Origin of the sequence: Bacillus sp. cl96 (genome assembly GCF_900100505.1) — a bacterium.
Taxonomy (GTDB): Bacteria; Bacillota; Bacilli; order Bacillales; family Bacillaceae_G; genus Bacillus_A; species Bacillus_A cereus.
In genome coordinates this window covers 1-13,976 of record NZ_FNDM01000012.1, presented here as the reverse complement: position 1 = coordinate 13,976, position 13,976 = coordinate 1, and the positions used below count along the sequence as shown (strand labels likewise).

Sequence of the window (13,976 nt, the reverse complement as noted above, 5' to 3'; positions counted from 1 at the left end):
AAGCAAAGAAGTTAGGTGGGGATTAAACTGTCCGTAAAAGCCCGATTGGTGAGGGTTGATTAAAGTTTTACTTTATTAGAGCTATCTTTGAAAAGAGATAGCTCTTTTTTTGTATATATTTCCTTCTATTAGCGGAATCTAACTAAAAACGTGTTGAAAAGGAAGCTAGGTGGGGAAATTGTTAGAGCTTGAAGGTAACTTATTTGAAGTTATGAAAGAAATTAGGGATGAGTTAGGTTCACCTAATGATTTAACAATTAGAGAAGTTGCTCTTGCTGGGAGTTTTACACGTTGTGCGGTTGTGTTTTTATGTGGATTGACAGATAAGGATAATGTTTATAAATATGTCATTCGCACACTGCAATACGAAGAAATTATAAATGAGGAAGCTGTTGTTCAAACGTTATTGGATCGTTTTATTTCTATCGCAGAAGTGGGCGTAAAGACGAAGTTTCCAGATATTATGAATGCGATATTAGCGGGAGATACAGTTATATTAATTGATAATATTCAAACCGCTATCGTTATTAATAGTAGGGCCTGGGAGAAGCGAAGTTTAGAACCACCAGTGACAGAAGATTTAATACGCGGACCGAGAGTTGGATTAAATGAAGATATTAATGTGAATAAAATGTTAATCCGACGCAGTTTACGCGATCCAAAGTTGAGGTTCCAATCTTATATTATGGGGAAGCGATCGCAGAAAGAAGTAACCCTAGTATATATAGAAGATATTATTAATCCTCACATTGTAAAAGAGCTAGATCGCCGTCTTCAATCAATAGTGACAGATGTCGTTTTGGAAACAGGTACGATTGAACAATTAATTCAGGATAATAATTTATCCCCATTTCCACAGTTTTTGAATACAGAGAGGCCTGATAATATTATAGCCTCATTAGCGAAAGGGAAGGCGGCAATTTTAGTAGACGGATCCCCGTTTGCTCTTATTGCACCACTTGTGTTTGTTGATATTTTTCAATCTGTAGAAGATCATTACGAGCGCTGGGTGATTGGAACGTTATTAAGATTTTTACGTATGGGTTCAGGCATAATTGCGGTTTTGTTACCAGCTATGTATGTAGCACTTGTATCTTATCATCAAGGACTTATTCCTTCTAAACTGGCTTATTCAATTGCAGGTGCGAGGGAAGGTGTTCCGTTTCCTGCATATATTGAAACGTTAATGATGGCCTTGACTATGGAATTAATACGAGAAGCTGGAATCCGATTGCCGAAACCGATGGGACAAACGATAGGGATTGTAGGAGGTCTTGTAATTGGAGAAGCTGCGGTAAATGCAGGGATTGTAAATCCGTTTTTAGTTATTATTATTGCAGTTACTGCGATTGCTACGTTTTCGCTTCCTGTATATAGTATTACGATTACGTTCCGAATTTTACTTTTCGTCTTTGTATTAGCTGCAACGGCTTTTGGGCTGTATGGAATCATTCTAGCTCTGATCGCACTTGCTATTCATATTACAAATTTAACAAGTGTTGGTATACCGTATACAACTCCAATTGCTCCTGCATTTTATAAAGATTGGAAAGAAGAATTTATTCGCATGCCAAAATCGATGTTGAAAGATAGACCAGAGTACTTACAAACAAAAGATTCTACAATACGTCCAAAGGAGCGAAAATAAGTGAAACCATTTGAGTATGGCGATGAAGAGATTGGATCTCGTGAAATTGGGTTTGCGGTATCATCGACCATTATTGGTATAGGGGCATTGTCTATGCCAAGAGATATCGCTAACCAAACTTTATTTTCGGACGGTTGGATTATCTTGCTTTTGGGTGGATTGATCTGCGCAGTTTTAGGTTGGTTTGTGACGAGGGTGGCTATCTTATTTCCAAAACAAAATTTTGTTCAATATACGAGTGCGCATTTGACGAAGCCTGTTGCATACACAATTAGTAGCATTTTAGTATTAACGTTTGCTGCTTTGACAGCATATGAATCGCGAATGATTTCAGTTATTTCTCAAACGTATTTATTTAGTGATACACCGATACAACTACTGTCTTTCTTCTTCTTATTAGTTGTTATTTATGGCATAGCAGGATCAAGAGCAGCCTTATTAAGGTTAAATGTTATATTCTTACCTATTGTTTTAATTGCGATAGTGCTTCTTTCTTTATTAAATATAAATTTAGTGGAAATCAATAATTTACTACCAGCTTTTCAAACGAAAGTAAGTCAATACGCTGTTGGAGTTAAAAATTCTATTTTTACGTTTATTGGATTTGAAGTAGCTCTGTTTTATGCGGTGTTACTGAATGATAAGACAGCGAAAAAAGCGCCGATGGCAGTTGCGAAGGCGGTGATGGTAAACGTGTTGTCATACATTTTAATTTATGTAACTTGTATTAGTGTTTTTACGTATATGACAACACGTGGATTGACATATCCAACAATTGAATTAGGGAAAGAAATTGAAATTGGTGGAGGGTTTTTAGAAAGGTTTGATGCGATTTTTTTTACGACTTGGATTATTACAATTTATAACACTACAGCAATGTATTATGACGTCGCATCTTTATTATTTTGTGCTATGTTTCCGAAAGTGAAGAAACATATTTTTATTTTCGTAAGTGCCCCAATTATTTTTATGGTGAATATGATACCTAGTAGTTTGAATACTTTATCAAGTTATGGAACTTATTTAGCTTGGATAGATATGGGGTTTGTCGTGTTAGCACCTTTATTGGTTTTTATTGTATATAAAATAAAAAGAAGGAATGGTAGAAATGAAACACCTTCTTAAAATTATAATAGTTATGTTTTTTGTTGGACCTATTAGTGGGTGTTCTGAGTTACAAGAAATAGAAGAAAGAGGATTTGTAGTAGGTGCAGCCTACGATATTGTGAAGGAAAAGAAAGTGAATCCAATTATGAAAGGGACTTATCAGATGGTACTCCCCAGTAAATTGTCTCAACAGGGTGGACAAGGGAGCGGAGATAGTGAAAATTATATTAACGTAAGTGCGAAAGCAGATAGCGTCTTTGAGCAAATAAGAATAATTGCTAAGAAAATTAGTCGAACATTATTTTTTCCGCATATACAAGTTATTATTTTTTCGGATGAATTACTAGCGAATCCGTATGTTTTGCAAAATACGTTAGACGTATATTTTCGTGATCATGAAATGAGAAGAAATATTCGTTTGTTCGTTTCGAAGAAAAATGCAGAATCTATTTTAAAACAAAGTGCAAAACCTGAAAACTTACCGGCGCAGTACATTGATATGTTAGCTGAACATCCTCCGAAAAACGCTCAAATGATTGAGGCGGCGAGAATTGGTGAAGTACAAGGGAAAATGATTGCAGATCGAAGTTTTGCACTACCTCTCTTAGGGTTAACTAAACAAGGTGTACAAATGGAAGGAGCGGCATTGATCCGTGGAAAGGATAATAAGTGCGTTGGAACTTTGAGTGGAGAACAAACATTAGGAATGAACTATATAATAGGTAAAAAAATTGAAGGTTTCTTTACTGTTCGTAAAAAAAATCAGCTTATTACATATGAAGTTCATAAATTGCGTCGGAAGATTAAGGTGTCTACGGAACATGCTACAAAACCGAAGTTTGATATTCACGTGTTTACAGAAGGGACATTAGCTGAGCTGCATTTTAATGAACCAAAACAAGTGATGAATGAAAAGGTTTTAAAGAAAGAGCTTTCAAAGGAAATGAAGAAGCGTATTGAAAAGTCCATACAGCTTGTTCAAAAAAATATAAGGTAGACGTATTAGAACTAGGAGAGGTATATAAGAGGCATAATTATAAAGAGTGGAGAAAAATCAGTAAGAATTGGGATCAAGGCCAGAATTATTTTAGTAATGCTGAAATTACTGTTTACGTTCATCCGACGATTGAACATTCAGGTTCAGCTTTACCGAAGAAAGTGAAGTAAGGTGATATAAATTGTTTACTGAATTGGGAATTAGTTGCACAATATTAATGGCGGTGCTTCCCGGAGCTATATATTTCATTCATAAAAAACTCACAACGTATGGAGCGCAGCCGTGGAATACTGATGTACAAAAAAAGAAACCTGAATGATTTTCAGGTTTCTTTCGGACAAAGCATATGTGAAGGGGGATGCCTTCTATGTATGCTTTGTTTTATACAAGCCCTAACCAATGTACCAATTGTGTAGAGAGGAATGTAACAACAATGGCGATAACGGTAGGGATTGCAAACGATAAGAATGTCCATTTTGCACTTTTGGTTTCTTTGTATATGTTAACCAGTGTTGTTCCGCACGGGAAATGAAGAAGTGAGAACAACATTGTGTTTAACGCTGTTAACCAAGTCCAACCATTTTCTAGGAATAGATTTTTAATTTGATTAAAATCATCTATTTCAGTTAAAGCCCCAGTTGATAAGTAAGACATTAATAAAATTGGGATTACAATTTCATTAGCAGGTAGTCCAAGAATGAATGCAGCTAGAATAAACCCGTCAAGTCCTAACATTTTAGCAAATGGATCTAGGAAATTTACAAAATACATAAGTAAGCTTGTGTCACCGATAAAAATGTTAGCAAGTAACCAAGTTAATGCAGCTGCAGGGGCAGCAACAACTATAGCTCGTTTTAAAACGTAGATTGATTTATCGAGTGTTGCGCGAACAATTGTATTCCAAACTTTTGGCTTGCGGTACGGAGGTAACTCAAGTGTGTAGTGAGTTGGAACCCCTTTTAAGGCTGTTTTTGATAGTACCCAAGAAACAGTTAATGTCATAATAACACCAAGTACAACCATTCCAACTACAACGCCAGCAGTAACCAATGTTTGCATACTGCCTGTATAACCAGCAGCCATAAATAGTGAAGCCATTAAAATTAACATAGGCCAGCGACCGTTACAAGGAACGAAGTTGTTCGTTAAAATTGCTAGCATACGTTCACGTGGTGATTCAATGATACGTGTTGACATAATGGCTGCTGCATTACAACCAAATCCCATTGCCATTGTTAAAGATTGTTTCCCGTGTGCGCCGGATCGTTTGAATAAGCGGTCCATATTAAACGCGACACGTGGTAAGTATCCGTAATTTTCTAATAGCGCGAACATAGGGAAAAAGATTGCCATAGGTGGTAACATAACGCTAATAACAGCACCGATACCACGGAACAAACCAAGTATTAAAATGCCATGTAACCATTCAGGTGCATGCGCTGCTTGGAACCAAGATGTTAAATATCCTTCGGCCCATCCGAAGAATTCGGCAATCATATCAGATGGTACGTTAGCGCCTGCAATTGTAAGATAAAAAATAATAGATAAAATACCGAGCATAATTGGGAATCCCCAGATTGGAGATGTGAAAATTTTATCTAGTTTTTCGGAACGATATAATTTATCAGTATTTGTATATTGGACAGATTCTTTACATATGCTTGCAGATGTTCGGTAAATATCTCCGACTATATCATCTCGTATATCTTCTTTTGAAAGTGTTTGTGCATGTTGAATAATATAGTCTAATGGAAGAGCTTTACTGGCTGAGTGAGATTCCATTAATTACGACCTCCCTTACAAGTGGTTCATTATGGTGTTTTTGAAGTGTAGTTAAGAAATTTTTATCTCCATCTAATATACGTAACGCAATCCAACGTGCTGGATACGTATCACCGAACACTTTATAAATTTGTGGTTCTAATTCCTGAATCATATTTTCGATTTTTTCGCTGTAAGTAATTTTAATTGGTGTTGGAATTAGTTTTTTATTTGCTACTTTTGCAATAACATTTAGCAAATGACCAATACCTACTCGGTTACGTGCTGAAATTTTAACGACAGGTACACCAAGTGATTTTGCTAATTTCTTTTCATCGATAACAATCCCTTTTTTCTCGGCTTCATCAATTAAGTTAATGCAAATGACTACATTGTTTGTCATCTCCATCACTTGAAGTGCTAAATTTAAATTTCTTTCCATAGCAGTTGCGTCTATAACAACTACAGTTACTTCTGGTTTTTCAAATATAATATAATCCCTCGCTACTTCTTCGTCTGCGGAATTTGAGTATAGTGAGTAGGTTCCAGGTAAATCTATTAATGTATAATTACTTCCGTTATGTTCATATTCTCCTTCAGCTTTTAAAACAGTTTTTCCCGTCCAGTTTCCAGTATGTTGTTTTAAGCCTGTTAAAGTATTAAATAATGTACTTTTCCCTGTATTCGGGTTACCAGCTAAAGCGATACGATGTTTGCTCATCTGAAATCATCTCCTATTAATACCCCGAAAATAAGGGAGCTTTCTTCTTTACGCAGTGCAATAGTTGTGTTACTCACTTGATAAGCGACCGGATCTCCAAGTGGACTGCGTTGCAATACTTTAATCGTCGCCCCCGGGATAAATCCCAAATCTAATAAGCGTCGTTTCATAGTTCCTTCTAATTGTATCTTCTCAATTTGTACAAACTCTCCTATTTTAAATTCGGAAAGTGGTTTTATATTAGCCGATACCATAAAAGTTACCTCATCTCTATATTTTTAGTTTGAGTTTAAAAAGTTTCCTAAGGTAAACTTTTTGTTAGTAATATAGTAGACTACATTGGATTATGTTGTCAATTAGTACTTTAAAAATATTCATTTATTTTTAGAATTGTTCCAATTTATTTAGTTGTACTAAAAAATATTACTGAAATTATTTTTAATGTGCATAAATTAGGTGTGTGAAAATTACAAAATACAGCGGAATTGTAAATGTAACTTTAACGAAAAGGGAAAAAGAGAGAAAAACATTTACATTGAATTTACATTGTTAAGAATATATTTACATTGCAGTGTAGTTAGTGTGGTTTTTGTTTGGTTATTTAACTATAAATGTTGGGATTTCTAGCTTTTAAGGATTATTATCGTCATTTACTTAAAATTAAAAATTGCTTAACACTCACATAATATTGTTGTCCTACAATGAATTTGTGTTCGAAAGAAAATGAATTCGAAAAGTGATAATCCAAATGGGGGTACAAGACATGGTTATGAAAAAAGGTATTAAATTTTCTTTAGCAGCTTTAGTGGTAGCAGGAGCATTAGTTGGTTGTGGGAAAGCAGAAGATACAACTAGTAAAGACACTGCTAAAGGAAGCGATAATACAAAACAAGAATTATCAGGTACGATTGCAGCGGCTGGTTCTACAGCTCTTCTACCTCTTGCGGAGGAAGCTGGAAAGAAATTCATGGAGAAAAATTCAAAAGTTTCTATTCAAGTTCAAGGTGGCGGTAGTGGAACTGGGATTAACCAAGTAGCATCTGGTGCAGTACAAATTGGTAATTCAGATGTTCCGTCCGGAGATAAAATAAAAGATGCTGAAAAGGCGAAAGAATTAGTAGATAACAAGGTAGCGGGTATTGCATTCGCTCTTGTCGTAAATAAAGATGTAAAAGTTGATAACTTAACAATGCAACAAGTACAAGATATCTTCACTGGAAAAGTAACAAACTGGAAAGAAGTAGGCGGAAAAGATGAAAAAATCAATGTAATTAATCGTCCGGCTTCATCTGGTACACGTGCTACATTTGAAAAAACGATTATGAAAGACGCGAAAATTAATGATGGAACTGGTACAACACAAGATTCTAACGGTGCAGTAGAGCAAGCGATTAACTCTACTCCTGGTTCGGTGAGTTATTTAGCAATGTCTTACATGGTGGGCGAGAAAAAAGGCGCACTACAAACAGTGAAAATTGATGGTGCTGAACCGAAAGTTGAAAACATCGCGTCTGGTAAATATCCATTCTGGTCTTACGAATATATGGTAACAAAAGGTGAAGCGAAGGAAGCGACGAAAGCTTATATCGATTATGTAAAAGGTAAAGATTTTGAAAAGCAAGTAGAAGATATGGGCTACATTCCAATGTCTAAATTAAATAAGTAATAAAATTTTATGGGGCTGGCTGCAAGGCCAGTCCTGTTCATTTCAATCTGTGAAGTGGGGTCTGTCCTGTGATGAAGGGGAAAAAGCAAATTAATTACGTGAAAAGTGAATATATAGGAAGATCACTTGTTACGTTTTGTGGTATTTTTATTGTTTTAATTACATTAGCTATTATTGCGTTTATTTGTGGTAAAGGTATTCAATCTTTTACACAAAGTGGTATCTCATTTACTGAGATGTTAACATCGACAAAATGGAATCCAAATGCTGATCAAGGATCCTTCGGGGCTTTAATTTTCATTGTAGGTTCAACGGTGGTTTCGTTAGGTGCGGTTATTATTAGTGCACCAATTGCTATAGCTCTTGCTATATTCATGAATTTAATTTCGCCAAAGTTTGGAAATAAAGTATTGAAGCCTGTTCTAGAATTGTTAGTTGGTATTCCTTCGGTTGTATACGGATTATTAGGTGTTACGATTTTAGTACCACTATTACGTGATTCGTTTGGGGGAGTAGGCTTTAGTTTAATTGCAGGTATTGTTGTATTAAGTATTATGATTTTACCTACTATTGCTAGTATCGCTTCTGATGCAATACGTTCTGTTCCATTTGATTATTTAGAAGCTTCTTATGGTCTAGGATCAACGAAATGGCAAGCGATTAGCCGAGTGATTGTTCCTGCTGCGAAAAAAGGGATTTTAACAGGTGTTGTTTTAGGCTTAGCGCGTGCTTTCGGTGAAGCGTTAGCGGTTCAAATGGTAATCGGGAATACGATTAAATTACCAGAAGGAATATATAGTCCGACAGCGACGTTAACTGGTATTTTAACAATGGACATGACGAATACATTGAACGGAACTGCTTGGAACAATGCGCTATGGACTTTAGCGATGATTTTACTTGTTATTTCATTCCTGTTTATTTTAGTAATTCGAGCGATTGGGCAAAGAGGTGAGCGATAATAATGAATGCAAGAACGGTAAATAAAGTTTGGACGGGTATCTTTTATGCGGTTGCGGCTTTAGTTGTAGCTTTGCTAGTGTTCTTAGTATTTGAGATTTTACAAAAGGGATGGGGATTTTGGGATCCTAATTTCTTGTTTGGAGAACCAAGCAATACAAGAGCTGGTGGTGGGATTGGTCCGCAGTTATTCAATTCCTTCTACATGCTTGTTATAACGCTTATTATATCTATTCCTCTTGGATTAGGTGCTGGAATATATTTAGCGGAGTACGCAAAACAAGGACGTTTTTTAAATTTTGTTCGTCTATGTATAGAGACGATGGCGTCTTTACCTTCTATTGTTGTTGGTTTATTTGGTTTGTTAGTGTTCGTTACAATGACAGGTTGGGGATACACAGTAATGGGTGGTGCTCTTGCTTTAACTATTTTAAATTTACCAGGTTTAACGCGTGTTTGTGAAAATGCGATTTCAGAAGTTCCTCAGAATGTAAAAGAGGCAAGTCTTGGATTAGGTGCAACGAAGTGGCAAACAATCGCTCGTATTATTATCCCATCGTCATTACCACAAATTATTACAGGGATTATTTTAGCGGCGGGTCGTATATTTGGGGAAGCGGCAGCATTAATTTACACAGCGGGTTTAACATCCCCGATTTTAAATTCAGCAGCGGATTTCTCAAGTCCTGCGCATCCTTTAAATCCGTTTAGACCAGCTGAAACATTAGCGGTTCACATTTGGAAATTAAATTCTGAAGGAGTTATTCCAGATGCGAAGTTGATTGCGACAAAATCTGCAGCTGTATTAATTATTATGGTATTACTATTCAATGTTATTTCACGCTTGATAGCATCTATATTACACAAGCGCTTTACAGGAACGAAAAGAAAAAGTAAAACAACGAAAAAGGTAAAAGCGGCATAAATTATAAAGAAGAACTCTCTATTTATAAGTAGGGGGTTCTTTTGTATTTTAATATAGAAGGAATGGATGTAATGATTGTTGAATTTGTGATTAATTATAAAGAAGAACAGATGTAATTTAGATTGTGGGTTCTAGTAAACCTATAGAGCAATATGTGGAAAAAATGATGGATTATATGACTAAATAGAGAAAAGGCGTTATCTTCATTTGTGAAGATAACGCCTTTTGTTTTTAAATATCAGGTGTTTCTGTAGAAGTGCTTATTTTCCTACGGGAGCGTCTTTTTCTCCCGATTTTATCTAGTAGTTCATACATAACTGGAACGACTACTAATGTAAGAGCAGTTGAGACTGCCAAACCGCCGATGACAACGACGGCTAAACTTTTTGATACCATACTTCCTGCTTGGGATTGGCCAAATAGGAGTGGGAGCATAGCAACGATTGTTGTAATAGCTGTCATAATAATTGGGCGTAGTCTAGTAGAACCTGCTTCAAGTAAGGCTTCTCTAGTTTCCATTCCATGTTCCCGATTTTGTTGGACTCTTTCTATTAATACAATAGCGTTTGTAACAACAATCCCGATTAACATTAATGCGCCGATCAAGGAATTTACATCAACAGGTGTTCGTGAAATGATTAATCCTAAAATACCACCGACAGCAGCTAATGGTAAGGAGAATAGGATTGCAAAAGGAGCACGTGCTTGCCCGAAGGTGATAACCATAATTAAATATACAATCCCGATTGCAATCCCCATAATTTTGAATAAATCTGTAAAATTCTCTTGCATAGATTCAGTAGCTCCTGCGATATTTACTTTTGCACCACCAGGTAAATCTAAGTCAGTCATCGCTTTATTTACTGCTGTGTTTACTTTACTCAAATCTTCATTTGAAGCTTCGGCTGTAATTTGGATTGTTTCTTTTCCGTCTTTATGGAAAATTTCTGTTTGTGTTTGTTTTTCTGAAATAGTTGCAATGTCTTTTAAAGGTATTGGTCCATTAATAGGTGATAGTATGTTTGTATTTAAAATATCTTCTTGTTTATTAATGTTTTCTTTTTTGTGTTCTATCATAATAGTAGCTTTTTCATTATTAATTGTAATTTCGCCAATAGGTGATTTCTTCATAAGGAATGCTACTTGTTGCGCAGCTATTTCTGGTGTTAAACCTAGTTGTTCAGCCTTTGTTTGATCAATATGAATTTGCCATTCTTTCTTAGAGTCTTCTAAATTTGTTTTTACTTTAGAAAGATCATCCATGCTTTTTAGTTTTGTTTCAACGATAGTAGCCGCTTCTTTTAAATCCGCTTCGTTAGTAGCTGTTACGTTAAATTGTAAGTTATTGCCGCCGCCAGAGCTTGAATAACTTGTTTTTATATAATCAAGTTCAGCAGGCTCAAAAGTTTTATGTTCCTTTTTTAACTCTTTAATATATTGATCAATATCAGAACCTTTTTTAAAGACTACGAATATACTAGCGAGGTTATTTTTAGTTGTTTGCCCCCATTGTGCATCTTCTGCGCTAGATCCCATTCGTAAAATAACGTCTGTTATATCTGAATTAGAAAGTAATTTCTTTTCAAAATCAAATGCTTTTTGTTTTTGAGATTCAGCATTATAATGGGCTGGAAATGTCATGTTAATAGATAACATTGTGTCGTCTTCAGATTTTATGTTTGCTTTCGGTAGTAATATATAAGCTGCAATTGATCCTACAAATAATAAAAATGCAGTAAGTAGAATAATGAATTTATGAGAAAGAGCCCACTTTAATGTAGCGACATATCGTGATGAAGAACTTGGCTTTCGATGCTTTGTTTTTTTGAGTAGTAAAAAAGCCATAAGTGGAACAACTGTTAGTGCAACGATTAAGGATGATAATATAGAATATACAACTGCTAATACCATAGGTAACATTAATTTTCCGATTGCTCCTGATACGAGGCCGATAGGTAAAAAAACAGCGACCGTTGTTAAAGTAGAAGAAGTAATTGCGACTGCGACTTCTTTCGTTGCATCGAGAATGATATCTTTAGAGAAAGAATCTTTTTGTAAACGGCGGAAAATATTCTCGATGACAACGATACTATCATCGACGAGACGTCCAACCGCAACAGCTAAACCACCGAGGGTTAAAATGTTAAGCGTAATGTTAGATTGATGTAGTAAAAAGAGTGTTAATAAAATGGATAATGGAATACTGACAACAGCGATGAGTGTTGTTCGGAAGTTACGTAAAAAGATTAAGATAATTAGAGTTGCAGCGATTGCTCCAAGTATTACTTCTTTTCCCATGCTAGTAACAGCATTTTCAACTTGTTCATGGGTTGAAGCCAAAAGTTTAATGGAAAATTGATCTTTATATTCCTTATCTATCTCTTTAACTTTTTTATCAATCTCTTTTCCAATGGCAACTGCATTTTTACTCGGTTCTTTCATGATGATTAATCCTGTGCCTTCTTCTCCGTTTATATGTGAGATTGTATCGTAGTGTTGTTTGATTTCAATTTGAGCAATGTCTTGCAATTTCACTTGGGGTGCCACAGTGATGTTTTTAATGTCATTTACATTTTTTATGTCCCCAATGACGCGGAGGTTGTATTCTTCCTGATTAACAGTAATTGCCCCAGCTGGAGTAGAAGTTTCTTTTCCTTGTAAAACAGTTAGTACCTGCTGTGATGTTACGTTTTTGTTTTTTAATTGGTTCGGATCAAGTACGATAGATAATTCAGAGGTGGATTTTCCGAAAAACATAACGTTGGCAACACCATCAATGTTTTCGAGTTGTGGTACGATTTCTTTTTCAATTTGTTTTTCATCTGCTTTTGAAAAACCGTTTTGTTTCTGGATAGTAATTTGAGCGAGTGGAATCATAGAAGTGTTTAATTGACTAACTACGGGCTTGGTTACATCTTTAGGTAATTTAATTGTATTGACGGCTTTTTCGACTTCGCGTGCTGCATCTTTCATGTTTGCTTTTGATGTATACGCAATGTCGATACGTGATAATCCCTCGTATGTAGAAGAAGTAATGGTGTCGACGTGTTCTAAATTGCGAAATTGTTTTTCGAGAGGATTAGTTACATCCTTTGTCATCGTTTCAGCGTCGAGTCCTTGAGATAAGGTTGTGACGGTAATTGCTGGATTGTCGATACTCGGTAAAAATTCCATAGGTAATTTAGAGCCGGAATAAACACCGAGTATGGAAATGAGAAAAATCATGATGATAATGGCAGCTCGGTTTTTTAATGAAAACTTTGTTAACCTATCCATAAAATAATTCCTCCATTGGTTTATTTATAGTTGAGTGCGTCCTTTCTTACTATATAACAAAAAATGGATATTTTTCATTAATTAAATGTAAAAAAATTCTAACAATATCCTTAAGTTTGTATTAGGATTGGAATGTTGTTAATTTGTAGGGGGGAAATTTTTGAATGAGAAGGGAGGGGATAATGCGCGCGAGTGGCTGTTTAATGTAGACGGGATTTTTTCTTAAGGCTAATTTATATAGTTATTTTATAGAAGGATAATGATTATAAGCTTTAATATAGAAGAGAATGAAAATTTGGGAAGGTATTGTGAAATACAATTTGGTTGAACGGAGTGTATTAGCATACAATTAGAATAACTATTTTCAGTAGTAAGGATAATAGTTACTTCTATAGAAGAAAGTAGGGTAGATAATTTTTTTTATTTTTATAAAAAAACACTTGTTATTTAAAAGTTGTGATGGTATATTAATAAACGTCGCTGATGCGGAAACGCAGAAAACGACAAAAAAGAAATTTTAAAACTTAGTTGACATCGAAAAATTAAGATGTTAATATGATGAAGTCGCTTCTGAAGCGGCGGACAAGTTCTTTGAAAACTGAACGAAACAAACAACGTGAAACGTCAATTTTTATTTTAGATGCTAGACAAACTAACTTTATTGGAGAGTTTGATCCTGGCTCAGGATGAACGCTGGCGGCGTGCCTAATACATGCAAGTCGAGCGAATGGATTAAGAGCTTGCTCTTATGAAGTTAGCGGCGGACGGGTGAGTAACACGTGGGTAACCTGCCCATAAGACTGGGATAACTCCGGGAAACCGGGGCTAATACCGGATAACATTTTGAACCGCATGGTTCGAAATTGAAAGGCGGCTTCGGCTGTCACTTATGGATGGACCCGCGTCGCATTAGCT

At 35.6% G+C, this 13,976-nt stretch carries 10 protein-coding genes, 1 rRNA gene and 2 pseudogenes; 9 read left to right on the top strand and 4 right to left on the bottom strand.

Annotation, left to right across the window (positions count from 1 at the left end):
- Nucleotides 1-169 precede the first annotated feature (169 nt).
- From gerLA to BLT20_RS30815, 4 genes and pseudogenes are all read left to right on the top strand, one after another.
- Nucleotides 170-1,648, top strand: coding sequence for a spore germination protein GerLA (gene gerLA, locus BLT20_RS22490; protein ID WP_002023287.1), 1,479 nt, complete (start codon nucleotides 170-172; stop codon nucleotides 1,646-1,648).
- On the top strand, nucleotides 1,649-2,773 hold the full coding sequence (gene gerLB, locus BLT20_RS22485; protein WP_000802003.1) for a spore germination protein GerLB: 1,125 nt from the start codon (nucleotides 1,649-1,651) through the stop codon (nucleotides 2,771-2,773).
- Nucleotides 2,757-3,922 (top strand): annotated as a pseudogene (locus BLT20_RS22480) (Ger(x)C family spore germination protein). Before gerLB ends, BLT20_RS22480 begins: the two are co-directional and overlap by 17 nt.
- A gap of 11 nt (nucleotides 3,923-3,933) precedes the next feature.
- Nucleotides 3,934-4,071 carry a hypothetical protein gene (locus tag BLT20_RS30815; RefSeq protein WP_000493725.1) on the top strand — a complete coding sequence of 46 codons (138 nt, stop codon included), beginning with the start codon at nucleotides 3,934-3,936 and terminating at the stop codon, nucleotides 4,069-4,071.
- Between the two features lie 62 nt (nucleotides 4,072-4,133).
- On the opposite strand, the gene BLT20_RS22470 is transcribed toward BLT20_RS30815, so the two are convergent.
- From BLT20_RS22470 to BLT20_RS22460, 3 genes are read right to left on the bottom strand one after another with little or no spacing between them, the layout of a single operon-like run.
- Nucleotides 4,134-5,534, bottom strand: coding sequence for a nucleoside recognition domain-containing protein (locus BLT20_RS22470; RefSeq protein ID WP_000443605.1), 1,401 nt, complete (start codon nucleotides 5,532-5,534; stop codon nucleotides 4,134-4,136).
- Complete coding sequence (locus BLT20_RS22465) at nucleotides 5,512-6,234, bottom strand: FeoB small GTPase domain-containing protein (RefSeq protein WP_000033865.1); 723 nt, start codon at nucleotides 6,232-6,234, stop codon at nucleotides 5,512-5,514. The genes BLT20_RS22470 and BLT20_RS22465 overlap by 23 nt, the downstream gene beginning before the upstream one ends.
- Nucleotides 6,231-6,488: a FeoA family protein gene (locus tag BLT20_RS22460; RefSeq protein ID WP_000252982.1), complete on the bottom strand. Its 258-nt coding sequence runs from the start codon at nucleotides 6,486-6,488 to the stop codon at nucleotides 6,231-6,233. Before BLT20_RS22460 ends, BLT20_RS22465 begins: the two co-directional genes overlap by 4 nt.
- 509 nt (nucleotides 6,489-6,997) lie before the next feature.
- Between BLT20_RS22460 and BLT20_RS22455 the strand changes: the two genes are divergently transcribed.
- The 4 genes and pseudogenes from BLT20_RS22455 to BLT20_RS31370 form a co-directional block, all read left to right on the top strand.
- Nucleotides 6,998-7,900: a phosphate ABC transporter substrate-binding protein PstS family protein gene (locus BLT20_RS22455; protein ID WP_000245108.1), complete on the top strand. Its 903-nt coding sequence runs from the start codon at nucleotides 6,998-7,000 to the stop codon at nucleotides 7,898-7,900.
- A 71-nt stretch (nucleotides 7,901-7,971) separates the two neighbouring features.
- On the top strand, nucleotides 7,972-8,862 hold the full coding sequence (gene pstC / locus BLT20_RS22450) for a phosphate ABC transporter permease subunit PstC (RefSeq protein ID WP_000676676.1): 891 nt from the start codon (nucleotides 7,972-7,974) through the stop codon (nucleotides 8,860-8,862).
- Between the two features lie 2 nt (nucleotides 8,863-8,864).
- Nucleotides 8,865-9,785, top strand: a complete 921-nt coding sequence (gene pstA / locus BLT20_RS22445; protein ID WP_000994141.1) for a phosphate ABC transporter permease PstA — start codon at nucleotides 8,865-8,867, stop codon at nucleotides 9,783-9,785.
- 121 nt (nucleotides 9,786-9,906) lie between these two features.
- Nucleotides 9,907-9,972: pseudogene (locus tag BLT20_RS31370) on the top strand (ATP-binding protein); the annotation flags it as partial.
- Nucleotides 9,973-10,016: 44 nt separating this feature from the next.
- On the opposite strand, the gene BLT20_RS22440 reads toward BLT20_RS31370, so the two are convergent.
- Complete coding sequence (locus tag BLT20_RS22440) at nucleotides 10,017-13,061, bottom strand: efflux RND transporter permease subunit (protein WP_000375549.1); 3,045 nt, start codon at nucleotides 13,059-13,061, stop codon at nucleotides 10,017-10,019.
- Between the two features lie 658 nt (nucleotides 13,062-13,719).
- Here BLT20_RS22440 and BLT20_RS22435 point away from each other — a divergent pair.
- A 16S ribosomal RNA gene (locus BLT20_RS22435) occupies nucleotides 13,720-13,976 on the top strand; the annotation flags it as partial.